The organism is Streptomyces sp. HmicA12, from assembly GCF_000373565.1.
In the GTDB taxonomy this organism is placed as follows: domain Bacteria; phylum Actinomycetota; class Actinomycetes; order Streptomycetales; family Streptomycetaceae; genus Streptomyces.
Window position 1 is genome coordinate 290,155 of the sequence record NZ_KB891820.1, and the last position, 24,226, is coordinate 314,380.

The 24,226-nt window shown below is 71.6% G+C and carries 19 protein-coding genes; 12 read left to right on the forward strand and 7 right to left on the reverse strand.

All coding sequences use genetic code 11. From position 1 onward, the window contains the following. Positions 1-47: 47 nt before the first annotated feature. Positions 48-2,327, reverse strand: a complete 2,280-nt coding sequence (locus B072_RS0127635) for an FdhF/YdeP family oxidoreductase (protein ID WP_018533198.1) — start codon at positions 2,325-2,327, stop codon at positions 48-50. Between the two features lie 232 nt (positions 2,328-2,559). Here B072_RS0127635 and polA point away from each other — a divergent pair, with 232 nt between their 5' ends. Then, a complete protein-coding gene (gene polA, locus B072_RS0127640; RefSeq protein WP_018533199.1) occupies positions 2,560-5,229 on the forward strand; it encodes a DNA polymerase I in 2,670 nt (889 codons plus the stop codon). A gap of 301 nt (positions 5,230-5,530) precedes the next feature. Continuing rightward, the gene (locus B072_RS47835) at positions 5,531-6,517 is read left to right on the forward strand and encodes a serine hydrolase (RefSeq protein WP_078506602.1); all 987 of its coding nucleotides are present in this window, start codon (positions 5,531-5,533) and stop codon (positions 6,515-6,517) included. Here the strand turns inward: B072_RS47835 and B072_RS0127650 are convergent. Beyond that, positions 6,414-7,283, reverse strand: coding sequence for a DUF4184 family protein (locus B072_RS0127650; RefSeq protein ID WP_018533201.1), 870 nt, complete (start codon positions 7,281-7,283; stop codon positions 6,414-6,416). The genes B072_RS47835 and B072_RS0127650 overlap by 104 nt on opposite strands. A gap of 251 nt (positions 7,284-7,534) precedes the next feature. On the opposite strand from B072_RS0127650, the gene B072_RS0127655 reads away from it, so the two are divergent. The 3 genes from B072_RS0127655 to B072_RS0127665 all read left to right on the forward strand — a co-directional run bounded on the left by B072_RS0127655 (position 7,535) and on the right by B072_RS0127665 (position 10,588). Then, the gene (locus tag B072_RS0127655; RefSeq protein WP_018533202.1) at positions 7,535-9,265 is read left to right on the forward strand and encodes a lytic transglycosylase domain-containing protein; all 1,731 of its coding nucleotides are present in this window, start codon (positions 7,535-7,537) and stop codon (positions 9,263-9,265) included. A 162-nt stretch (positions 9,266-9,427) separates the two neighbouring features. Beyond that, positions 9,428-9,562, forward strand: coding sequence for an SPW_0924 family protein (locus B072_RS47840; protein ID WP_018533203.1), 135 nt, complete (start codon positions 9,428-9,430; stop codon positions 9,560-9,562). A 30-nt stretch (positions 9,563-9,592) separates the two neighbouring features. Continuing rightward, positions 9,593-10,588 carry a DUF3068 domain-containing protein gene (locus B072_RS0127665; protein ID WP_018533204.1) on the forward strand — a complete coding sequence of 332 codons (996 nt, stop codon included), beginning with the start codon at positions 9,593-9,595 and terminating at the stop codon, positions 10,586-10,588. Here B072_RS0127665 and hrpB read toward each other — a convergent pair. Next, positions 10,578-13,127 carry an ATP-dependent helicase HrpB gene (gene hrpB, locus B072_RS0127670; protein WP_018533205.1) on the reverse strand — a complete coding sequence of 850 codons (2,550 nt, stop codon included), beginning with the start codon at positions 13,125-13,127 and terminating at the stop codon, positions 10,578-10,580. The genes B072_RS0127665 and hrpB overlap by 11 nt on opposite strands. A gap of 35 nt (positions 13,128-13,162) precedes the next feature. On the opposite strand from hrpB, the gene B072_RS44220 reads away from it, so the two are divergent. Beyond that, positions 13,163-13,609, forward strand: coding sequence for a hypothetical protein (locus B072_RS44220; protein WP_018533206.1), 447 nt, complete (start codon positions 13,163-13,165; stop codon positions 13,607-13,609). 30 nt (positions 13,610-13,639) lie between these two features. Here the strand turns inward: B072_RS44220 and B072_RS0127680 are convergent, their stop codons facing one another. Then, positions 13,640-14,440, reverse strand: a complete 801-nt coding sequence (locus B072_RS0127680; RefSeq protein ID WP_018533207.1) for a class I SAM-dependent methyltransferase — start codon at positions 14,438-14,440, stop codon at positions 13,640-13,642. Positions 14,441-14,829: 389 nt separating this feature from the next. Here B072_RS0127680 and rpsA point away from each other — a divergent pair, with 389 nt between their 5' ends. The 6 genes from rpsA to B072_RS0127710 all read left to right on the forward strand — a co-directional run bounded on the left by rpsA (position 14,830) and on the right by B072_RS0127710 (position 20,828). Then, positions 14,830-16,335 (forward strand): 30S ribosomal protein S1, encoded by a 1,506-nt coding sequence (gene rpsA, locus B072_RS0127685; protein WP_018533208.1) that lies wholly within the window; start codon positions 14,830-14,832, stop codon positions 16,333-16,335. 362 nt (positions 16,336-16,697) lie between these two features. Continuing rightward, the gene (locus B072_RS0127690; RefSeq protein WP_018533209.1) at positions 16,698-18,224 is read left to right on the forward strand and encodes a flavin monoamine oxidase family protein; all 1,527 of its coding nucleotides are present in this window, start codon (positions 16,698-16,700) and stop codon (positions 18,222-18,224) included. Positions 18,225-18,327: 103 nt separating this feature from the next. Beyond that, on the forward strand, positions 18,328-19,263 hold the full coding sequence (locus tag B072_RS0127695; RefSeq protein WP_026246365.1) for a PAC2 family protein: 936 nt from the start codon (positions 18,328-18,330) through the stop codon (positions 19,261-19,263). 131 nt (positions 19,264-19,394) lie between these two features. Beyond that, positions 19,395-20,003, forward strand: coding sequence for a dephospho-CoA kinase (gene coaE / locus B072_RS0127700; RefSeq protein ID WP_026246366.1), 609 nt, complete (start codon positions 19,395-19,397; stop codon positions 20,001-20,003). Continuing rightward, positions 20,000-20,383 (forward strand): DUF3592 domain-containing protein, encoded by a 384-nt coding sequence (locus B072_RS0127705; RefSeq protein ID WP_018533212.1) that lies wholly within the window; start codon positions 20,000-20,002, stop codon positions 20,381-20,383. The genes coaE and B072_RS0127705 overlap by 4 nt, the downstream gene beginning before the upstream one ends. 82 nt (positions 20,384-20,465) lie before the next feature. Next, on the forward strand, positions 20,466-20,828 hold the full coding sequence (locus B072_RS0127710; protein WP_026246367.1) for a tetratricopeptide repeat protein: 363 nt from the start codon (positions 20,466-20,468) through the stop codon (positions 20,826-20,828). Between the two features lie 10 nt (positions 20,829-20,838). Here B072_RS0127710 and B072_RS0127715 read toward each other — a convergent pair whose 3' ends face one another. The 3 genes from B072_RS0127715 to B072_RS0127725 form a co-directional block, all read right to left on the reverse strand. Then, positions 20,839-21,111, reverse strand: coding sequence for a DUF6343 family protein (locus B072_RS0127715; RefSeq protein WP_018533214.1), 273 nt, complete (start codon positions 21,109-21,111; stop codon positions 20,839-20,841). 139 nt (positions 21,112-21,250) lie between these two features. Further along, on the reverse strand, positions 21,251-23,257 hold the full coding sequence (locus B072_RS0127720; protein WP_018533215.1) for a hypothetical protein: 2,007 nt from the start codon (positions 23,255-23,257) through the stop codon (positions 21,251-21,253). A gap of 7 nt (positions 23,258-23,264) precedes the next feature. Further along, positions 23,265-24,107, reverse strand: coding sequence for an SGNH/GDSL hydrolase family protein (locus B072_RS0127725; RefSeq protein WP_202539109.1), 843 nt, complete (start codon positions 24,105-24,107; stop codon positions 23,265-23,267). Positions 24,108-24,226 lie beyond the last annotated feature (119 nt).

The following is a 24,226-nucleotide window of genomic DNA, read 5'->3' on the forward strand; positions in this document are numbered from 1 at the left end:
TCCGTCCGTCGTGCCTACAGGCCTGGATGTGTCGGCTGAGCAAACGCTCAGTCGGTGCCGGATTGTTCCAGGCGCACCACGACGGACTTGCTGGCGGGGGTGTTGCTGGTGTCCGCGGTGGCGTCCAGCGGCACCAGCACGTTCGTCTCCGGGTAGTAGGCGGCCGCGCAGCCGCGGGCCGTCGGGTAGTGCACCACGCGGAATCCGGGCGCGCGCCGCTCGACGCCGTCGCTCCACTCGCTGACGAGGTCGACGTAGCTGCCCTCGGCGAGGTCGAGGTCGCGCGCGTCCTCCTCGTTCACCAGGACCACCCTGCGGCCGTTCTTGATGCCGCGGTAGCGGTCGTCGAGGCCGTAGATGGTGGTGTTGTACTGGTCGTGCGAGCGCAGCGTCTGCAGGAGGAGGCGGCCCTCGGGCAGGTGCGGGTACTCGACGGGCGCGGCCGTGAAGTTGGCCTTGCCGGTGGCGGTGGGGAAGCGGCGCTCGTCGCGCGGGGCGTGCGGCAGCGCGAAGCCGGACGGGTCCGCCACGCGCGCGTTGAAGTCCTCGAAGCCCGGGATGACGCGCGCGATGCGGTCGCGGATCGTCGCGTAGTCCTTCTCGAACTCCTCCCAGGGGGTACGGGAGTCGTGGCCGAGGGCGCGGCGCGCGAGGCGGGCCACGATGGCGGGCTCGGACAGCAGGTGGCGGCTCGCGGGCTCCAGGCGGCCGCGCGAGGCGTGCACCATGCCCATGGAGTCCTCGACGGTGACGAACTGCTCGCCGCCGCCCTGGAGGTCCCGCTCGGTGCGGCCGAGCGTCGGCAGGATCAGGGCGCGGGCGCCGGTGACGGTGTGCGAGCGGTTCAGCTTCGTCGACACGTGGACGGTGAGGCGGGCGCGGCGCATGGCCGCCTCCGTCACGTCGGTGTCGGGGGACGCCGCCACGAAGTTGCCGCCCATGGCGAAGAAGACCTTCGCCTCGCCGTCGCGCAGCGCGCGAATGGCCCGTACGACGTCGAAGCCGTGCTCGCGCGGCGGCGCGAAGCCGAACTCCTTCTCCAGGGCGTCCAGGAAGGCGGGCGCGGGCCGCTCGAAGATGCCCATGGTGCGGTCGCCCTGCACGTTGCTGTGACCGCGCACCGGGCACACGCCGGCGCCCGGACGGCCGATGTTGCCCCGCAGAAGAAGGAAGTTGACCACTTCGCGGATGGTCGGCACGGAGTGCTTGTGCTGGGTCAGGCCCATCGCCCAGCACACGACGGTCCGCTTCGAGGCGAGGACCATCTCCAGGGCGCGCTCGATGTCGGCGCGGGACAGGCCGGTCGCCGTGAGGGTCTCGTCCCAGTCGGCGGCGCGGGCGGCCGTCGCGAACTCCTCGAAGCCATGGGTGTGTTCGGCGATGAACGCCTCGTCCGTGGCGCCTTCCGCATCGAGGATCAGCTTGTTGAGGAGGCGGAAGAGCGCCTGGTCGCCGCCGAGCCTGATCTGCAGGAACAGGTCGGTCAGCGAGGCACCCTTGGTGAGGCCCTTCGGGGTCTGCGGGTTCTTGAACTTCTCCAGGCCCGCCTCCGGCAGCGGATTCACCGAGATGATCTTCGCGCCGCCGGACTTGGCCTTCTCCAGCGCGGAGAGCATGCGCGGGTGGTTCGTGCCCGGGTTCTGCCCGGCCACGATGATCAGGTCCGCCTTGTAGAGGTCCTCCAGCAGCACGCTGCCCTTGCCTACGCCGATCGTCTCGGTCAGCGCCGAACCGGACGACTCGTGGCACATGTTCGAGCAGTCGGGCAGGTTGTTCGTGCCGAACTCGCGGGCGAACAGCTGGAAGAGGAAGGCGGCTTCGTTGCTGGTGCGCCCCGACGTGTAGAAGACGGCCTCGTCGGGGGAGGCGAGCGCCTCCAGCTCCTCGCCGATGATGTCGAAGGCCCGCTCCCACGTCACCGGTTCGTAGTGCGAGGCGTCCTCGGCCAGGTACATGGGGTGCGTCAGGCGGCCCTGCTGGCCCAGCCAGTAGCCGGAGCGCGTCGCGAGGTCCGTGATCGGGTGCGCGGCGAAGAACTCGGGGGTGACGCGGCGCAGGGTGGCCTCCTCGGCGACCGCCTTCGCCCCGTTCTCACAGAACTCCGCCGCGTGCCGGTGCTCCGGCTCCGGCCAGGCGCAGCCCGGGCAGTCGAAGCCGTCCTTCTGATTGACGCGCAGCAGCGTCAGCGCGGTCCGCTTCACACCCATCTGCTCGCGGGCGATCTTCAGGGAGTGCCTGACGGCCGGGAGGCCCGCGGCGTGGTGCTGCGGCGCCGCGACCTGCGGTGCGTCCTGGACCGGGTCCGATGCGGGCGGCTTGCTGGCCATGGTCGTGCTCCCCTTCGAGCTGGGCCGTGCTGATCCTGGTGCGCCGGGGCGCTGTGAGGTACCACTTCGATACTCGCACGTACGGCTGACAGCGCCGCAGGTCGGTCCGGGGTGGACCGGAGTGTCAGTGGGGTCTGGCAGGATCGGGGACGTGGCAGAAAAAGCAGCGAAGACGGCGAAGACAACCGCGACGAAGGCGACGGACAGCGGTGCTGGTGGGCGCCCCCGGCTGATGCTCATGGACGGGCATTCGCTGGCCTACCGCGCGTTCTTCGCGCTGCCCGCGGAGAACTTCACGACGGCGTCGGGTCAGCCGACCAACGCGATCTATGGATTCGCGTCGATGCTGGCGAACACGCTGCGTGACGAGGCGCCGACGCACTTCGCGGTGGCGTTCGACGTCTCCCGCAAGACGTGGCGCTCCGAGGAGTTCACCGAGTACAAGGCGAACCGGTCGAAGACCCCCGACGAGTTCAAGGGGCAGGTCGAGCTGATCGGCGAGCTGCTCGACGCGATGCACACGCCGCGCTTCGCCGTCGACGGCTTCGAGGCGGACGACATCATCGCCACCCTCGCCACACAGGCCGAGGCGGCCGGCTTCGACGTCCTCATCGTCACCGGTGACCGTGACTCCTTCCAGCTCGTCTCGGAGCACGTGACGGTGCTGTACCCGACGAAGGGCGTCTCCGAGCTGACCCGGTTCACGCCGGAGAAGGTCGAGGAGAAGTACGGGCTGACCCCGGCCCAGTACCCGGACTTCGCGGCGCTGCGCGGCGACCCGTCGGACAACCTGCCGGGCATCCCCGGCGTCGGCGAGAAGACGGCCGCGAAGTGGATCAACCAGTTCGGTTCGTTCGCCGAGTTGGTCGAGCGCGCCGAGGAGGTCAAGGGCAAGGCCGGGCAGAACTTCCGCGACCACATCGAGGCCGTGAAGCTCAACCGCCGCCTGACCGAGATGGTCCGCGACGTCGAGCTGCCGAAGACGGTCACCGACCTGGAGCGCGCGGCGTACGACCGTACGGCGATCGCGATGATCCTGGACACCCTGGAGATCCGTAACCCGTCGCTGCGCGAGCGCCTGTTCGCCGTAGACCCGGGCGCCGCCGAGGCCGAGGAAGCGCCGGCCGAGCCGGGCGTCGAGGTCGACGGCACGGTCCTGGGCACCGGCGAGGTCGCCCCGTGGCTCACCGAGCACGCCGGTGCCGCGCTGGGGCTGGCCTCCGTCGACACGTGGGCGCTCGGCAGCGGCTCGGTCACCGAGGTCGCGCTCGCCGCGGCCGACGGAGCGGCCGCCTGGTTCGACCCGTCCACGCTGGACGAGGCCGACGAGAAGGCGTTCGCGAAGTGGCTCGCCGACGCGAAGAAGCCGAAGGTGCTGCACAACGCCAAGGGCGTCATGCGGGTCTTCGCCGAGCACGGCTGGACCGTGGACGGCATCACCATGGACACGGCGCTCGCCGCGTACCTGGTCAAGCCGGGCCGCCGCTCCTTCGCGCTCGACGCGCTGTCCCTGGAGTACCTGGGCCGCGAGCTGGCCCCGGCCGGCGCCGCCGACGGGCAGCTCGCGTTCGGCTCCGAGGAGGACGAGCAGGCCGAGGCCGACGCGCTCATGGTGCAGGCCCGCGCGATCCTCGACCTGGGCGAGGCGTTCGGCGAGCGCCTGAAGGAGGTCGGCGCGGCCGATCTGCTCACCGACATCGAGCTGCCGACCTCCACGCTCCTGGCCCGCCTGGAGCGGCACGGCATCGCCGCCGACCGCGCCCACCTGGAATCCATGGAGCAGATGTTCGCGGGCGCCGTCCAGCAGGCGGTGAAGGAGGCGCACGCGTCGGTCGGGCACGAGTTCAACCTCGGCTCGCCCAAGCAGCTCCAGGAGGTCTTCTTCGGCGAACTCGACCTCCCGAAGACGAAGAAGACCAAGACCGGGTACACGACGGACGCGGACGCGCTGGCCTGGCTGGCCACGCAGACCGACCACGAACTGCCCGTGATCATGCTGCGCCACCGTGAGCAGGCCAAGCTGCGCGTGACGGTCGAGGGCCTGATCAAGACGATCGCGGCGGACGGCCGCATCCACACGACGTTCAACCAGACGGTCGCCGCGACCGGCCGCCTCTCGTCGACCGACCCGAACCTGCAGAACATCCCGGTCCGCACGGACGAGGGGCGTGCCATCCGCCGCGGGTTCGTCGTCGGCGAGGGCTTCGAGTCGCTGATGACCGCCGACTACAGCCAGATCGAACTGCGCGTCATGGCGCACCTGTCGGAGGACGCGGGCCTCATCGAGGCGTTCACATCCGGCGAGGACCTGCACACCACGGTCGCCTCGCAGGTGTTCGGCGTGGAGCGGGACGCGGTCGACGCGGAGATGCGCCGCAAGATCAAGGCGATGTCGTACGGCCTGGCCTACGGTCTGTCGGCCTTCGGCCTCTCGGGACAGCTGAACATCGACCCGGGCGAGGCGCGCGGCCTGATGGACACCTACTTCGAGCGGTTCGGCGGGGTGCGCGACTACCTGCGGCGCGTCGTCGACGAGGCGCGGGCCACCGGGTACACGGAGACGATGCTGGGGCGCCGCCGGTACCTGCCCGACCTGAACTCGGACAACCGGCAGCGCCGCGAGATGGCCGAGCGGATGGCGTTGAACGCGCCGATCCAGGGCACCGCCGCGGACATCGTGAAGATCGCGATGCTGAACGTCGACAAGGCGCTCACCGAGGCGGGGCTCGCCTCCCGGATGCTGCTCCAGGTCCACGACGAAATCGTCCTGGAGATCGCGTCCGGGGAGGCCGAGGTCGCGGAGGAGCTGGTGCGGCGGGAGATGGCCGGCGCGGTTGCGCTCCGCGCGCCGCTGGATGTCTCGGTGGGCCTGGGCACGGACTGGGAGTCCGCGGCGCACTAGCCTCCGGCGGTGCGGGGGACTGCGCGGGGCTGTCGTCGGGTGCGGGCCGGCCGGGCGTTCCCCGGTTCGTCGGCTCTTCGCCGGGGGGCTTCTCGCGCAGTTCCCCGCGCCCCTGGGGGACGTCCGGTGGTGCGTGGGTCTGTTGCCGGGCGCGGGCCGGTGGTCCTGCTGCGCGCAGTTCCCCGCGCCCCTGAAGCATGCGCTGCGCGCAGCTTCCCCTTCCAGGGGTGCGGGACTGGGCCCGCAACCCGTTCAGACCGCACACCGTGCTCCCGCCCGACCCCACCCGCACCATGGGCGAATGCGCCCACACCCGGCCCGACGCCGATCCGCGGTCACCGCGCTCGTGGTGACCGTAGTCCTGCTCGCACCCGGCACGGCAGCCGCGGCGGACCGCGCACCGACCTGCCGCGCCCCCAGGAGCGCCGGCCCCCTCGCCAAGCAGCTCACCCGGGACGTGAAGGCCGCCCTCGCGGGCCGCACCGGCACCGTCTCCGTCGTCGTGCGCGACGACCGCACCAAGGTCCGCTGCAGCCTCGCCGCGGGCACCCGCTACGACTCGGCGTCCATCGTGAAGGTCCTCATGCTGGAGGCCACCCTGCGCCGCGCCGCGCACCGGGGCCGCCAGCCGACCGGCTGGGAGCGGCGCAACCTCCGCCCCATGATCCGCAGTTCGGACAACGCCTCCGCGGGCCGCCTGTGGAACGACCTCGGCCGGCCCTACCTCACCTCGACCCTGCGCCGGGCCGGCACCACCGGCACCAGCCTCGGCCCGTACGGCTACTGGGGCCTGACCCGCACCACGGCCGCCGACCAGATGCGCCTCCTGGACGCGCTCACCGCCCGCCGCGGATCCTTCATGACGGCCGCGTCACGCTCGTACGGGCTGAAGCTGATGAGCCAGGTGCAGAAGAACCAGCGCTGGGGCGTGCCCGCCGGGATGCCGCGCGGCCTGCGCGCCCACCTCAAGAACGGCTGGCTGCCGCGGGCCACGCACGGCTGGCGCATCCACAGCATCGGCGCGTTCACCGGCGGCGGCCGCAGCTACCGCATCGCCGTCCTCAGCCACGGCAACCCGTCGATGAAGTACGGGGTGCGCACCGTCGAGCGCGTCGCCCAGGCCGTGCACCGCGCGCTCAACAAGGGCCGTGCCGTCGGCCGCGGTCTGACCCCGCCGGCCGAGATCAGCGAGCGCTCGGACGGCTCGGTTCCGCCGGACGCTCCGGAATTTCCGGATCCGTACGAGGAGACGGCAGGTCAGGGCCCCGCAGGCGTGCCCGCGCCCTGACCACCACCGCGTACAGGACGAGTCCGACGACGAGCCCCGCGCCCGCCCCGAAGCACACCGCCGGGACGATCTCCCACGGCTTCCAGTCGAGGCCTTCCTCGTCGACGTACGACAGCCAGTCCGCCACCCGCACCGCCCCGCACCCGCACGCGCAGCCCCCGATCAGCAAGGCCGCCGGCCGGCTTGCCCGCGCCGGGGGAAGCGGCGGGCCGCCCGAGGGCGCGGCGCCCCTGACCGCGCGCCACACGAACACGCCGATCACGACGAGCGCGAGCGCCGAACTCCCGTACTGCACATACCAGTAGAGCGGTGAACCGGCGACGTTCTCGCCGAGCACGGGCAGCAGCCGCACACCCCACCGGCCCGGATGCGTGAACGCGTCCCACACCACGTGCGTGAGCGCGCCGCACACCACGGAGACGTACCACCAATGCCACTGCCGCCGGTCCGCCGGCCGCCCGCGCACCACCGTCCACACCCGTCCACGCACCCGCCGCGGCAGCAGCGCGAGGACCGGTTCCCGGATCAGCCGCCACAGTGCCACCAGGCCGAGGGCGAACAGCACGTCCACCGTGAACACCCCGGTGAACGAGTGCGTGAACGCGCCGAACTCCATGGCGCCCGGCACCGCGCTCGCCGCGAAGTACGTGACGTCCGGCGCGAACGACCCGGCCACGAGCAGTGACGGCACGAGCCGCCCCCGCCCCGACCCGTCGCGGCGGACGAACGGCAGCACGGCCGCGGCATGGCTGATCGTGAACGGCAAGGTTCCCCCCGGAACATCTGGGTCACTCGGAACAACAGCGTCCGAGCGTGGCAGCGTACGGCAACGCTTACCTGATCAATCGGTTAATAGCGGGCACGAACGGGTGCCCAGGCGGCGGAAGTTGTCGTAGTGTCGGCGGGGTCGTGCGCTGGGGAGCGCGCGGTGCGCGCCGTGAAACCCCGCGACCCGGGGCGGAGCGGGGCACAGCGGCCACACAGGCCGGCACAGGCGATTCGGGAGGGGTTCGCGGCATGGCGGCGGTTTTCGGCAGGCGGCTGCGCAGGGGTGTCATGACGGCCGCGGTCGCCGCCGCGGCGGTGGCGGCCCTCTCCGCGTCCCAGGCCCCGGGAGTGGCCACGCCCCAGCCCGCGGACAGCGGCCGTTCGGCGGCCGACCGCTCCGACGACGACTCCGGTCAGGCGTCGGGCCCCGACTACTACCAGGACCTGCCCGACCTCGAGAGCCCCACCGCCCCGCCGACCGCCTCGCCGGGCGGCGGCGCCGCGGGTGAGGCCCAGGCCGGCATACCCGCCACCGTCCTCGACGCGTACAAGAAGGCCGAGTCCGAGCTGGCGTCGTCCAAGCCCGGCTGCAATCTGCCGTGGGAACTGCTCGCCGCGATCGGCAAGGTCGAGTCGGGTCAGGCGCGCGGCGGCAACGTCGACGCGAACGGCACGACGAAGGACACGATCACGGGCCCGCCCCTCGACGGCAACGGGTTCGCGAAGATCACGGACACCGACGGCGGCCTCTACGACGGCGACACGGTCCACGACCGCGCCGTCGGCCCCATGCAGTTCATCCCCTCCACCTGGGAGTGGGCGGGCCGCGACGGCAACGGCGACGGCAAGAAGGACCCCAACAACGTCTACGACGCGGCCCTCGCCGCCGGCCACTACCTGTGCCGCAACGGCTGGGACCTGTCGAACGCCGGCGATCTGAACAAGGCGATCCTCAGCTACAACAACTCCTCGAAGTACCTCACGACCGTCCTGTCCTGGCTGGAGTACTACCGCAAGGGCACCTACGAGGTCCCCGACGGCACCGGCGTCCTGCCCAAGCACCCCAGCGGCGGCGGTTCGGGCGCTGGCGGGGCGAACCCGTCGCCGACCCCGACCCCGACCCCGGGCGGCGGCTCGTCGCCCAAGCCTCCCACCGGCGGCGGTTCGACACCTGGCGACGGCGGTGGCTCGGAGAGCCCCGACCCGGGCGACGGCTCCTCGGAGACCCCCGCGCCCAACCCCGTCGACTCCGTCACCCAGCTCGCCGACGCGGGCACCGGCACGCTCAGCGCGACCGCCGGTGACACCTTCGCCGAGCGGGTCGAGGTGCGCGCCAAGGACAAGGCGGGCAAGGGCGTCGGCAAGGTCAAGATCCGCTTCACCGTCACCGGTGACACGGACGCCCGGTTCGACGGCGGCTCGGCCAGTGCCGTCGTCACCACGACGAGCGCCGGCACCGCCACCGCGCCCGAGCTGACCGCGGGCGAGAAGACCGGCACGTTCACGGTCCACGCCACCGTCGTCGGCCGCTCCCTGTCCGGCCTCGACTACAAGGCGACGGTCACCGCACGTGAGGCCGACACCCTGGTGCCTACCAGCGACAAGGAACTCAGCTGCGTCGCGGGCGGCACCTTCGAGGACACCGTCACGGTGAAGGCCACGTACAAGGACGCGGTCGCCGACGGCGTCGCCGCGACGGCCACCCTCATCAAGGCGAAGGACGACGCCACCGAAGCGACGACGGGCCCCTACTTCAAGGACGCGGACGGCAAGACGATCCGCACCCTGAAGGACCTGAAGACCGACAAGGACGGCCTGCTCGAACTGCCGAAGCTGTACGCGGACGACGCGACCGGCACGTTCCTGCTGCGCGTCACCACGACGGGCGGCGCGACGCTCGACGTCGAGCTGAAGGTCACGGCCGCCCCGTCCGACGGCGGTTCGGCGACGCCGACGCAGTCCGCGAGCCCGTCCGCGTAAGTCCCCCCGCGCACCACCCACTTGAGCCCCCGGCCGCTGAACGGCCGGGGGCTCAGTACGTGCTGTGCAACGTGTTCTCATCTGCCCCCGGCATTGCTACGGTGCACCGACCCAAGGCCCTGACGCCCCATCAGATACAGGGTCCAGAACCGGGAGGCGGACATGCGTGCCCTCATCGCGGCCGCGATCGGGCTTGCCGCGGCGCTCGCCCTCGTCCTCACCATGTCGGCGGTCGGAGCCCCGGCGGGCGAGACGTCCCCCAAGCCGCTGCTGACCACAGTCCCCAAACATCCGTAGCTACGTAGGTAGTTGAGGAGGGCCGCCGAGATGCGCCGCAAGGCCAGCCTGATCCTGCTCGCCTTCGCCGTGTTCTTCACGGCGATGTCCCCGCTCATGCGCTGGTACGCGTTCCCGCGCCTGGCGAAGATTCCGCCCAGCCAGTACCAGACGATGGTCCTGGAGGCGAAGAACGCGACCCTCATCGACTACGGCACGATGAAGGAGAAGACGGTCCCCAAGCTGAGCATCGTGCAGACGCTCAAGGGCAACGTCGAGGAGTCCGACAAGATCGAGAAGAGCGCCGGCCGCGACGTCGTCGTCTGGGACGGCCTCACCTACGTCGTCGGCCCCGACGGCAAGATGGTCTCCGAGATCCCCGAGCGCTACATCTTCGACGCCCACAGCCAGGAGCCCGTCCACGCCACCGGCGAATCCGTCGACGGCGACCAGGTCAAGCGCGAGGGCATCGAGTTCAAGTGGCCCTTCCTGACGGAGAAGCGGGACTACGAGTACTTCGACGCCCGCGCCCGCGTCACCCGCCCCATCCACTACAAGGGCACCCAGGACTTCCGCGGCGTGAAGGTCTACTACTTCGAGCAGACCATCCCCTGGACCAAGGTCCCCTTCCCCAAGAAGCTCCCGGTCAAGGGCATCACGCCCGAGTCCGTCGCCAAGACCGGCACCGAGATGTGGTACACCACCGTCCGCAAGTTCTGGGTCGACCCGACCACCGGTGCCCCCGTCTACGGCGAGGAGATCCACAAGGAGGAGATGCGCGGCGGCACGCTGCTCGGCGGCGCCGGCAAGAAGGTCACCGCGTTCTCCGGCCACGTGAAGATGCGCGAGGACTACATCAAGGACACGGTCGCCCTGGTCAAGTCCCAGCGCACTCTGGTCCTCCTGCTCACCTCCTACCTGCCGTGGGGCTTCCTGATCCTCGGGATGCTGCTGCTCGCCCTGTCCCTGTGGCTGGAGGCGCGCGGCCGTCGCCCGGGCGAGCCGGAGGCGACGCCGGACCGGGAACCGGAACCGGTCAACGCCTGAGCCGCGCGTTCGTGTGCCGGGTCGGCGCCGCCGTCGCCGGGTCCTCGGGCCACGGGTGCTTCGGATAGCGGCCGCGCAGGTCGGCCCGCACCGAGCGGTAGCCGTCGCGCCAGAAGGAGGCGAGGTCGGCGGTGACGGCGGCGGGCCGCCCGGCGGGGGAGAGCAGATGGACGAGAACGGGCACCCCGGCGACCCGCGGTGTCTCCTGCAGCCCGAACATCTCCTGCACCTTCACGGCGAGCACCGGCTGGTCGGGATCGGCGTAGTCGACCCGGATCCGCGAACCGCTGGGTACCTCGATGCGTTCGGGGGCCAGTTCGTCGAAGCGCACGGCCGCCCCGCTCGCCCACGGCAGCAGCCGGGCGAGGGCCTTCCCCGCGTCGATCCGCTCCAGGTCGGCGCGGCGCCGGGCCGCGCTCAACTCCGGCTCCAGCCACTCGTCCACGCGCGCGTACAGCGCCTCGTCGCCCACGTCCGGCCACGGCTCCCCGACGTGCCGCCGCAGGAACGCGAGCCGCTGCCGCAGCGCCACGGCGTCCCGGTCCCAGCGCAGCAGCCCGAGCCCCTCGCGCCGCAGCCCGTCCAGAAGCGCTTCCCGTACGAGGGCGGGGGCGGCCTTCTTCAGCGGGCGCACCGTCAGTTCCACGGCGCCGATCCGGGTCACGTGCCGGGCGATCAACTCCCCGTCGGACCACGTGACTTCATCGCCGTCCGCGCACAGCGGCGCGGCCGCCCACCGTGCGACCTCCTCGTCCACGGCGGCCCCGAGGCGCACCCGCGCGAGCCCGGCGCCGACGGGCCGGTCGGCCACGGCCACGGCCACCCAGTCGGCGTGCCGCAGGGCGGACCCGTCGCCGATGTCCGCCCGCGTCCCGGACACCATCAGATACGAGCCGCCGGACCTGTGGGCGACGCGCTCGGGGAAGGCGAGCGCGGCGACGAGACCGGCCACCTGGTCGTCACCGGTCGCCGTCGGGGCCCGCCCGGTACGGGTCGACTCCCGCTCCGCGGCGGCGGGTTCGCCGACGAGGCCGGACAGTCGCCGCACCTCCTGCCGCCAGCGCGCACCGTAGGCGTCACCCCCGCGCCGAGCGGCACGCAGAGCCCCGCCCAGGTCGTCCCCGTACTCCCGCGGCGGCTCCTCGCTCAGCAGCGCCACCACCTCCGCCGCCCGGCGCGCGCCCGCCACCGGGGCCGCGTCCAGCAGGGCCCGCCCGAGCCGCGGATGCAGTCCGAGCCGCGCGAGCCGCAGCCCGCGCTCCGTCACCCTCCCCGAACCGGGCTCCACCGCCCCGACGGCCACCAGGACCTCCCGCGCCGCCGCCATCGCGCCCGCCGGCGGCGCGTCGAGCAGCGCGAGCCCGGACGCCTCCGGGTCGCCCCAGCACGCCACTTGCAGCGCGAACGCCGTCAGGTCCGCCACCTTGATCTCGGGGGCGGGGAACCGCGGCAGACGCCCGTCCTCCGCCTCCTCCCAGCACCGGTACACGACTCCCGGCGCCTCACGCCCCGCGCGGCCCGCGCGCTGCGTCCCGGCCGCGCGTGACGCCCGTACCGTCGTCAGCGCGCTCAGCCCCCGCGCGTGATCGACCCGCGGCTCGCGCGCGAGGCCCGCGTCCACGACCACCCGCACCCCCGGTACCGTCAGCGACGACTCCGCGACGGCCGTGGCGAGGACCACCCGCCGTCGCGCCCCGGGCGAGAGCACCGCGTCCTGCACGGCGGCAGGGGCCCGCCCGTGCACCTGCAGCACGTCGACCTCGCCGCCCGGATCGCCCAACTGCCCGGCGACGCGGGCGATCTCCCCCACGCCGGGCAGGAAGCACAGCACGTCCCCGTCCCGCTCCCGCAGGGCCCGCCGCACCACCGACGCCACGTGCGTGAGCAGCGCCGGGTCCACCCGCATCCCGTGCGGCGGCCGCACCGGCCTGCCCGGCGGCGCCCACACCGTCTCCACCGGGTGTGCGACCCCCTCGGCCTCGACGACCGGCGCGTCCCCGAGCAGCCGGGCCCACCCCGTGGCGTCCGTCGTCGCCGACGCCGCCACCAGTTCGAGCTCGGGCCGCAGCGCCTGCCGTACGTCCCACAGGAACGCCGCCACCGTGTCCGCGTCCAGATGCCGCTCGTGGACCTCGTCGAGCATCACGGCGTCCACACCGGTCAACTCCTGGTCCCGCTGCAGCCGTTGGAGCAGCACACCGGTCGTGACCACCTCGACGCGGGTGTTCGGCCCGACGGCCCGCTCGCCGCGCACCGTGAACCCGACCCGCCCGCTGTGCTTGTCGAGGTTCTCCCCCAGCAGCCACGCCATCCGACGGGCCGCCGCCCGCGCCGCGATCCGCCGCGGCTCGGCGACCACGACCCGGCGCGGGGGAGCGCCCTCCTCCAGCAGCCCGGCGAGCACCAGCGGCACGAGCGTCGTCTTTCCGGTGCCGGGCGGCGCCACGAGCACGGCCGTCCCGTGCGCGTCGAGCGCGTCCCGCAGCGCGGGCACGGCGGAACGCACGGGCAACTGATCGAGAAGGTCGCTGCGGATCACTCCCTCAGTCTCCAGCACGCCGCTACGCTCGCCGCATGCCACTGCCCGACGAAGACGCACTCCTCATCGACCAGCTCGGCAAGGTTGCGGGCAGAGGCGGGGGAGGGGCCGGTGCCCGCTTCACGGCCCGGCGCCTCAAGAAGGACGTCCGCGAGGTTCGCCTGGAGACGGACCTCGCCCCGCAGGCCGCCCTGTCCCGGGCGCAGCAGCTGCTCTCCGACCAGGGCCAAGCCGTGGCCACCGACACCGACCCCGCCGACGGCAGCGCGATCCGCGGCGTCGTCGGCACCGGGATCGGCGGCCTCAACCCGGCCGTCGTCACGCTCACGGTCACGCCCGCCGCGACCGGCGACGGCAGCGTGGTGCTCGTCAGGGGCGCGGCGAAGGAAGGCCTCATCAAGCAGCGCGGCGGAACGAAGGCGGCCGAACGGCTCGTGACCGCGTGGCTGACGGCCGACCCGACCGCCGGCCCCGTGGACTAGCGGACCGCCGGTGGACGGGCCGGACAGGCCCTAGTCGCGCTCGCAGACGAAGATCGCCGAGCCGGGGATCAGGTTCCCGCGCAGCGGCGACCAGCCGCCCCACTCCTGGGTGTTCCACGCGGGCCACTCGGGCTCGACCAGGTCCACGAGCCGGAACCCGCCGGCCACCACGTCGCGGACCCGGTCCCCGACGGTCCGGTGGTGCTCGACGTACACGGCGTTGCCCTCGTCGTCCTGCTCCACATAAGGGGTGCGGTCGAAGTAGGAGGCGGAGACCGACAGACCCTCCGGGCCCGGCTCGTCCGGGAACGCCCAGCGGATCGGGTGCGTCACGGAGAAGACGAAGCGGCCGCCGGGCCGCAGCACGCGGCGCACCTCGCGCATCACCTTCACCTGGTCCGCGATGAAGGGGAGGGCGCCGTAGGCGGAGCAGGCGAGGTCGAAGGAGGCGTCCTTGAAGGGGAGGACCGCGGCGTCCGCCTGGACGAGGGGCACCTTGCCGCCGTCGATGCGCAGCGCGTGCTGCAGCTGCCGGTGCGAGAGGTCGAGGGCGACGGGCCGCGCGCCCTGGCCGGCCAGCCAGCGCGAGCACTGGGCCGCGCCCGCGCCGATCTCCAGGACGTCCTTGCCGTCGAGCTCCTCCGGCGGTCCCAGCAGCTCGGCCTCCACCTCGTCGAGCCCCTCGGGACCCCAGACGAAACGGTCGTCCCCGAGGAACGTGCCGTGCTCGACCTGATACTCGTCCGCGTTCCGGTCCCACCAGCCGCGGTTGGCCCGCGAGCTCTCGGTGGTTCCGGCGTCACGCCGGGTGGCCGTCGAGTCCTCGTCCACCGTGTTCCCGGCGGACGCCGGCTCGTGCTCTTCCCTTGGTCCGGACCCTTGGATGATCGGCTCCCTGGTATTAATCTGCGGGTTCTGCGGCCGTCGTGGCCTCGTGAGACATGATTTGTGCCGGGTATGCGGCGATCCGCCCCGGGTGTGCGCCTTCGCGCATTGACCCTGTCCGGCTGCCCCCGTATGCTACAAGTTGCGCTGCGGGCCTGCGCACCTCAGACATAGCAGGCTGTGCTCGCATCTGTTGCATGTCCCCTCGGTTGTCGAGGCGCCTCCCGGTTCACGGGATCGGCGCTTCCTAGGCTGTCCGGCTTCTTCGGTGCGAAACAGGCTCCCGGCGTAGCAGTACCCACCGACTTTCAATGTCCGCCGGAGCCCTTTCCCACATGACGAGCAGCACCGAGACCACCGCCACCACCCCGCAGGTTGCGGTCAACGACATCGGTAACGAGGAAGCTTTCCTCGCCGCCATCGACGAGACGATCAAGTACTTCAACGATGGCGACATCGTCGACGGCGTCATCGTCAAGGTTGACCGGGACGAGGTCCTCCTCGACATCGGTTACAAGACCGAAGGTGTCATCCCGAGCCGCGAGCTCTCGATCAAGCACGACGTCGACCCGAACGAGGTCGTCAAGGTCGGCGACGAGATCGAGGCCCTGGTTCTCCAGAAGGAGGACAAGGAAGGCCGCCTGATCCTCTCGAAGAAGCGCGCTCAGTACGAGCGTGCCTGGGGCACCATCGAGAAGATCAAGGAAGAGGACGGCATCGTCACCGGTACCGTCATCGAGGTCGTCAAGGGTGGTCTCATCCTCGACATCGGCCTCCGTGGCTTCCTGCCGGCCTCCCTTGTCGAGATGCGCCGCGTCCGCGACCTCCAGCCCTACGTGGGCAAGGAGCTCGAGGCGAAGATCATCGAGCTGGACAAGAACCGCAACAACGTGGTCCTGTCCCGCCGCGCCTGGCTCGAGCAGACCCAGTCCGAGGTTCGCCAGACGTTCCTCACCACCCTGCAGAAGGGTCAGGTCCGCTCCGGCGTCGTCTCCTCGATCGTCAACTTCGGTGCCTTCGTGGACCTGGGTGGCGTCGACGGTCTCGTCCACGTCTCCGAGCTCTCCTGGAAGCACATCGACCACCCGTCCGAGGTTGTCGAGGTCGGCCAGGAAGTCACCGTCGAGGTCCTCGACGTCGACATGGACCGCGAGCGTGTCTCCCTGTCGCTGAAGGCGACGCAGGAGGACCCGTGGCAGCAGTTCGCCCGTACCCACCAGATCGGCCAGGTCGTCCCGGGTAAGGTCACGAAGCTGGTTCCGTTCGGTGCGTTCGTCCGCGTGGACGAGGGCATCGAGGGTCTGGTCCACATCTCCGAGCTGGCCGAGCGCCACGTGGAGATCCCGGAGCAGGTCGTCCAGGTCAACGACGAGATCTTCGTCAAGGTCATCGACATCGACCTCGAGCGTCGCCGCATCAGCCTCTCGCTGAAGCAGGCCAACGAGGCCTTCGGCGCCGACCCGTCGGCCGTCGAGTTCGACCCGACCCTGTACGGCATGGCCGCGTCCTACGACGACCAGGGCAACTACATCTACCCCGAGGGCTTCGACCCCGAGACCAACGACTGGCTCGAGGGCTTCGAGACCCAGCGCGAGGCTTGGGAGGGCCAGTACGCCGAGGCGCAGCAGCGCTTCGAGCAGCACCAGGCCCAGGTCATCAAGTCCCGCGAGGCGGACGCCCAGGCCGAGGCCGAGGGTGCCGTCGCCGGTGCGACCGGTGCGGCTCCGGCTGCCTCCGGTGGCGGTTCGTACTCCTCGGAGTCGGACGACAACTCCGGCGCGCTCGCTTCGGACGAGGCGCTTGCCGCGCTGCGTGAGAAGCTGGCCGGTGGCCAGAGCTGAATCGCTCTGCGCTAGCAGGTAGTTGACAGTGGGCCCGCACCCTTTGGGTGCGGGCCCACTGTTGTATGCCCCCTCGCCGTAGGGGGCATTCTTCGTCGGCGGGTGCGGGTTGGGGGTGGCTGGTCGCGCAGTTCCCCGCGCCCCTGGCGGGGCGGATACGCCGCCCCAACGGAAACATGTGCGATACACGAGTTGCTGCCGTGCCGTAACAGGGCGTTGTCAGGATCTCCGCGTCATGCAAGATCACGCGGGATCGTGAGGGAGCCGGGCACATGGCAGCAGCACAGCAGCAGACGGCAGGCACGGGGACCAGTCGGCGGGGCTTTCTTCGCAATGTCGGGCTCACCGGAGGCGCGGGCGCCATGTTCGCCACCATGGGTGCGCTCGGACTCGCCCCCACGGCGCAGGCCGCGCAGCGCGAACTCCCTTATCGGGCACCGAAGTCGGGGGACTTCTCGCTGACCGGGCGGGGCGCCGCGAAGGTGGTGATCGTCGGCGGCGGCATCGCCGGGCTCGCCACCGCGTACGAACTGGGCAAAGCGGGCTACGACTGTACGATCCTGGAGGCCAGGGAGCGTACCGGCGGCCGCAACTTCACGGCGCGGGGCGGCGATTCGACCGTCGACACGTACGGGAACAAGCAGACGGCCCGGTTCAGCGACGGGCAGTACATGAACTGCGGGCCCGGCCGGCTCCCGCAGTGGATGGTCACCCTCGACTACTGCCGTGAACTCGGCGTCCCCGTCGAGGTGTTCACCAACTCCAACGCCGACTCCTACATCTTCAACGAGTCGGCGGGGATGACCGCGCCGATGCGGTACCGGACCGCCAAGGCCGACGTGTACGGATACATGTCGGAGCTCCTCGCGAAGGCCACGGACAAGGGCGCGCTCGACAAGGAGCTGACCGCCACCGACCAGGACCGGCTCGTCGAGTTCCTCAAGGACTTCGGGGAGTTGGGCGACAAGCTGACGTACGAGGGCGGCGAGCGGCGCGGCTACACGACCGTGCCCGCGGCCACCGGCACACCGGGCGTGCTGCTCGGCGACGTACCGGCCGCGTCCGAGGTGTTCGCGAGCGGCGTCGGACGGTACTTCTCCTTCGAGTTCGGCTTCGACCAGGCCATGCTGATGTTCCAGCCCGTGGGCGGCATGGACCAGATACCCAAGGCCCTCACCCGGGCCATCGGCGCGCGCAGAGTGCGCACCGGGGCCGTCGTCAGCAGGATCACGGAGAAGAACGACGGGGTCGTCGTCACGTACACCCAGGACGGGCGCACCAAGGCCGTCGAGGCCGACTTCTGCGTCGGCGCGCTGCCGCCCAACATCCTCGCCAAGATCCCGCACAACCTCGGCTCCGGCGTGCAGAGCGCCCTGGAGGCCATCACGCCGCAGTCCGCGGGCAAGATCGGCCTGGAGTACAAGTCCCGCTGGTGGGAGCTGGACCACCGCATCTACGGCGGCATCACCGAGACCGACATGGACCTCAGCCACATCTGGCACCCGTCGTACGGGTTCCACGGCGAGCGCGGCGTCATGATCGGCTACTACAACTACGGCGGCGACGCCGACGCGTACGCGAAGCTCACGCCGAAGGCGCGCGAGGCGCGGGCCGTCGCGCAGGGTTCCAAGATCTTCGGCGAGAAGTACCGCACCGAGCTCGCCTCGTCGTTCTCGCACCACTGGCGGCAGACCCCGCACCTGGAGGCCGCCTGGCACAACACCCCCGGCGGGCCCGACGACGTGCGCTACAAGCCGCTCAACGAGCCGACGGGCCGCGTCTACTTCGCCGGTGACTGGCTCAGCTACACCGACGCCTGGCAGCACGGCGCGTTCACGTCGGCACGGCGGGCGGTCACCAAACTGCACACGCGCGTGATGGCGAGTTAGGCACGCCACATTCACGTAAGAGGCTGCTGAGAAAGGGCGCGGGCGGGAATGCTCGCGCCCTTGGCGCGCGTTCCCCCTACGAACACGAGGAGGAGCGGTCACTGTGCTTGATCCGCAGGATTTGTACACATGGGAGCCGAAGGGCCTGGCCGTGGTGGACATGGCACTCGCCCAGGAGTCCGCCGGCCTTGTCATGCTCTATCACTTCGACGGATACATCGACGCGGGAGAGACCGGCGACCAGATCGCCGAGCGGCTGCTCGACTCGCTGCCGCACCAGGTCGTCGCGCGGTTCGACCACGACCGGCTCGTCGACTACCGGGCGCGCCGTCCCCTGCTGACGTTCAAGCGCGATCGCTGGACCGAGTACGAGGTCCCCTCGATCGAGGTGCGGCTCGTGCAGGACGCGACGGGAGCGCCCTTCCTGCTGCTGACCGGCCCCGAGCCGGACGTGGAGTGGGAGCGGTTCGCGGCCGCCGTGCAGCAGATCGTGGAGCGGCTCGGTGTCCGGCTCGCCGTGAACTTCCACGGGATCCCGATGGGCGTCCCGCACACCCGGCCGGTGGGCCTCACCCCGCACGGGAACCGGACGGAGCTGGTGCCCGGCCACCGCAGCCCGTTCGAGGAGGCGCAGGTGCCCGGCAGCGCGGAGGCGCTCGTCGAGTACCGGCTGATGGAAGCCGGGTTCGACGTCCTCGGCGTCGCCGCGCACGTCCCGCACTACATCGCGCGCTCTGCCTACCCGGACGCCGCGCTCACCGTCCTGGAGGCGATCACCGGCGCGACCGGGCTCGTCCTGCCGGGCATCGCGCACGCCCTGCGCACCGAGGCGCACCGCACGCAGACCGAGATCGACCGGCAGGTCCAGGAGGGCGACGAGGAGCTCGTCTCCCTCGTGCAGGGGCTGGAGCACCAGTACGACGCCGCCGCCGGGGCCGAATCGCGGGGCAACATGCTCGCGGAGCCGATGGAGATCCCGTCGGCGGACGAGATCGGGCTCGAGTTCGAGAAGTTCCTGGCGGAGCGCGAAGGGGACTAGTCTGCTGATCGTCCGCGCCTCGCAGTCCCCACGGACGTGGGGATGATCCGGTGGGTCTGACCGGCGGCATCGGCGTCGGAAAGATGCTCCCCGCGCACGCGGGGATGCCGAGGCGAGTGGGAGGCGCGGACTTGTTGTCTGTGGGCTTGACCGGGGGAATCGGTTCGGGCAAGAGCGAGGTGTCGAGGCTCCTCGTGGAGCGCGGCGCCGTCCTGATCGACGCGGACCGCATCGCCCGCGAGGTCGTCGAGCCCGGTACGCCGGGGCTCGCGGCCGTCGCCGAGGCGTTCGGGGACGACATCCTCGCGGCCGACGGCACGCTCGACCGCCCGAAGCTCGGGTCGATCGTCTTCGCGGACCCCGACAGACTGGCCGCCCTCAACAAGATCGTGCATCCGCTGGTCGGGGCCCGCTCCGCGGAACTGGAGGCGTCGGCAGGACCGGACTCGGTGGTGGTGCACGACGTGCCGCTGCTCGCCGAGAACGCGCTCGCCCCGCTCTACGACCTCGTGATCGTCGTCGACGCGAGCGCCGAGACCCAGCTCGACCGGCTGACCCGGCTGCGCGGCATGACCGAGCAGGACGCGCGGGCCCGGATGGCCGCGCAGGCCACCCGCGAGAAGCGGCTCGCCATCGCCGACGTCGTGATCGACAACGACGTACCCCTGGAGAAGCTGACGGAGCGGGTCGACGCGGTCTGGGACGACCTGGTGCGCCGGGCGCGCACCGCGTCGCGGTGATCGTCCTCGCCGCCTGCACCGCGATCGGCGGACTCGTCGCACTGCTCGCGGGGGCGTACGGACTGCAGCGCACCCGCCGGGTCCGCGCGGCGGGCAATGTGGCGGAGGCCCTGGTCAAACCGCCGCAGCCCGGCTCCGACCGGCCGCTGCTCCAGTTCGTGATCGGCGACGGGCGGGTCATAGAGGTCGTCTCCCCGGTGCCGCCCAGCAAGCGGCGACCGCTGCCCGCCGGCGGGGTCGTCAGTGTCGCCTACGACGTCGAGGACCCACGCGAGACCGTCGTGCTCGGCGGGGAACGGCCCGACGTGGACCGGGGGTTCATGATCGCGGGTGCGGTTCTCGTGCTCGCCGGCATGGTGCTCGCGGTGTCGCTGAGCTGAGTGTCCGCGCGGGGCCGGGCGGGCAGGAATAGGCCCTACGGGCCACGGCGTTGACGTGGTCGACACCGGAAGGGAGTACACCGTGTCCGACGCCACCCCGGAGACGCACGTCATCGACTACCGCGCCGCCGAGCAGCTGCTCGCCGCGCGCGATCCTCAGGGTGCGGTGAAGCTCCTCGACGAGGTGATCGCCGCGTATCCGGAGAACACGGCCGCGCGGCTGCTCCGCGCACGGGCGTTCTTCGCCGCCGCTCAACTCCGCGCCGCCGAGCTGGAGTTCTCCATCGTGCTGGAGCGGGAGCCGGACAACGCGTTCGCGCACTTCGCGCTGGCGCGGACCTATCAGCGCTGGTCCCGGCCGCAGCAGGCCCGGCGGCACTTCCGGCTCGCCGCGGCGCTCGACCCGCAGCCCGAGTATGTGGCCGCCGCCCGATTCGAGGACTGACCCGCCTCGCTCACGGGGCGCTCCTTCTGTACGGCGGGACGTCGCGGCCCGGCTGGTAGTGCGGGCCCTGGCGGATGTGGCGGGTGATCATGAAGAGGTCGATCGTCGTCAGCAGCCAGAGGGCTCCGCAGGCCAGTGCCCAGCCGGGGCGGTGGGCGAAGAGGAACGCGATCGTGCCAGCCGTCGTCCAGAACAGGCCGAACAGCGCCAGGCCGAGCCGCAGCCGCAGCGGGCTGCGGGCGGTGACCGGTTCGTCACCGGTACGGATCAGGTGGTGCGGCATGGCCGTCACCTCCGCGCGCGAAAGAGGCACCCTGGTGGTTTCCCGCTTCCAGGGTGCCTCTTTCGCGCGCGGATTTCTCCTGTGGAGTGCGCCTTTACGGAGTGTGCTTTTACGGAGTGGGCATTTACGGCGTGTGCTTTTACGGAGTGGGCAGTGAGCGGCAGGGCGCGCCGCCGCACACGTCCGTCACGACGCCCGTTCTGAGGAACGTCGCCTTCTGCTGCCGGGCCGCCGCGGTGGAGCGCGGATCGGAGTGCGGGTCCTCGCCGTACTCGGGTTCCGTGGGCGGGGTGTTCGTCAGCGGCGGTGTCGGGGTGCCGCTGTCCCAGACGACCATGGCCGAGCCGTCGTCGTAGGGCAGCTCTCCCGCGCGGCGGATGCCCCAGTACGGGACCCGGTCGGGGCTGCGGCCGGGTGCCAGGGCGGGGGTGACCAGGCGGGCGCCCAGCGTGCGGGCCTCCACGTCGGCGGCGGCGTTCGCGACCTGGTGGTCGCCGTACGCGACGTGCATCAGGACGCGGTCGCCGCTGCCGGCCAGGGTCTGCGCGTAGCCGTTCGTCTCGCCGCGGTCCCACACCATCTGATACAGCGCGAGGACGATCTGCTGGCGCAGCCGGTCCGGGTACGCCACGTCGAGGACCTGCTGGAACGGGGCGAAGTCGGCGCTGCGGTTGAGCAGCAGGCCGTAGTTCATGCCGGTCACGCCGAGCACCCCGCGCCTGACGTCCTTCGAGGCCGCCACGAGGGCGCCGCCCAGGATGCCGCCCTGGCTGTTGCCGTCGTACGTGAGGCCGTGCGCGGTGTCGATCAGCGGGCGGCCGTCCTCGGTGCGGAACGCCGGGTCGCTCGCGAGGCCGTCCCGGTGGATCAGGGCGCGGCCCAGGAACATCGCGTCGAGCATGCCCTGTTCGGTGCGCTCGGGGACCGCCGGGAAGCGGTTGAGGTCGGCGAGCGCGCCCAGGACGACGGGGATGTCGGCCTGCGCCATGCCGATCCAGTCGATCGCGCAGAAGGTGAAGCCGTGCTCGGCGGCCATGGCCTTGACGTTGCCCGCGCCGACTTCGTTGGCGCTGCCCAGCAGGCCGTGTCCGTAGAGGGCGGGGCGCGACGGCTGTCCGGTGAAGGCGGTACGGGGTATCTCGCAGCGGAACGCGGCCGGTTGGACGTTGCCGGGCAGGCGGCGGGGGGTGCCGTCGCGGCCCCGGTTGAGGGTGGATCCGGGCGGGCCGCCCGGCAGGGAGAGGTAGCTGGGGACCGTCACCGTGCCCGTGACCTCGCGGGCGATCCGGGCGTCCTGTTCGGGTGTGAAGTCCTTGACGCCGGTGACCGCGAACCCGGGTGAACGGGAACCTAGTTGACGGAAGGCGTCGTCGCGGATCGTGAACAGGTCGCCGGTGAGGTTCTGGCTGCTCGCGACGGTGAAGTCCCAGGCCAGATAGAGATCGCTGGACTTGGTGTGGTGCCTCAACGCCCTGAGTGTGGGCTGGAGTTGGCGTTGTCGTGCTGCCAGGGTGTCGTGCCGAGGGAGCTTCTTGCCCGCGACCTTCGCGAAGGCGTCGGGTGTCGGCAGCCGGTGCCCCGCGGCGTCCTTGAGGTCGCGCAGCGCCACGGCGTAGTGGTGGCCCTCGCGGAAGTTCTTCGCCGGGTGGATCAGCAGCGCCCGGCGGTCCTGGCTCTTCGCGTTGGCGTCCGACTCGGCCCAGTAGGGCCGGCGTTCACCCGTGGTCGTGTCCAGGAGCACGATCGGCGCGTCGCGGTCCAGGGAGCTGCCGATGTCGGTCAGCGGGGCCGCGCCGGTCGCCGTCAGGTCCAGGCCCGGCACGTGGACGACCAGGGTCGAGCCGGGGGAGAAGCCGTCCGAGCGGTTCCACGCGGTCGGGTCCACGACGGGGGAGGCCGTGCCGCGCGGCAGCATGTCCGGCGTGAAGGCGACCCGGCGGCCGGTGGGCGTGCCGGAGTCCGGGCGGGTGTACCAGTCGTTGGGGAAGGGGAGGAGGCAGTCCTCCGCGGCGCCCGTCAACGGGTCACAACCACCCTGATGCGACGGAAAGTTGGCGGGCGAGGCGGACGCGGAGGGGGTGAGCAGCGTGACGGCGCCGAGGAGCGCCGCCGCGAGCGTCAGGGCGAAGGGGCGACGGGTGCGCACGGTGGCGTCAGCCTCCGAGGTGCGCGCCGATGAAGCGGGCGTACGCGGCCTCGCCGAGGGCGTTCGGGTGCAGCGGCGCCGCGGGAGCCGTCGGGACGAAGCCCTCCACCCACTTGGTGCCGATCGCCCGGCAGGCGTCGTGGCCCGCGCTCGGGGTGCGGACGTCGACGTACTCGGCGCCGTGCGCGGCGGACTGCGCGGAGATCACCGAGTTGAGGTGGTCGACGCTGCCCTGCAGCCAGTCGGCGTCCTTGCCGAGGACCGGGACGATCGGCCAGCAGCCGCCCTTCTTGATGTACTCGCCGTACCCGGTGACCAGGACGCGGGCCTGCGGCGAGCGCTGGTGGATCGTGTCGAGGACGGCCGCGAGTTTCGGGCCGAACGCCTCGATCCTCTGGGCGACCTTGTCGACGCCGTCGACGACGAACTTCTTCTGACAGCTGTCCGCCGTCGGGTCGAGTTGCATGCAGTCCTGGGCGACACCGACCAGGCCCGCGTCATTGCCGCCGATGGTGAGCGTGACGAGGGTGGTGTCGGCGCTGAGCGCGTCGAACTGCGGTGCCGCCGTGCCCATGTCGACGCCGAGCAGGGACAGCTTCTGCGGGTTGGCCATGTCGTCCGTGTCCGCGCCGGAACAGGTCACGTCACGGAACGTCGTCACGTTCAGCTGATCGGCCAGCAGATGCGCGTAGTTGCGGGTGGAACGGCCGCAGGCCAGCGGGCCCGTGATCGGCGGCACCAGCGGGCCCGACGCCATCGAGTCGCCGAGCGCCACGTACACCTGACCGGTGGCGGCGTCGGCCTGCGCGGTGCCCGCGCCCAGCGTCGCGAGGGCCGCCACGGCGACCAGGGCGGCACCCCACCCTCTTCTGGCGCGGCTCGCGCGTGCGGTGCCCGAACTGGTGCGGCTGCGAGGAGAGTTCACGGTGCGGCTCCCTGAATCTCACGGTGGGGCATGGATGGGGTCGC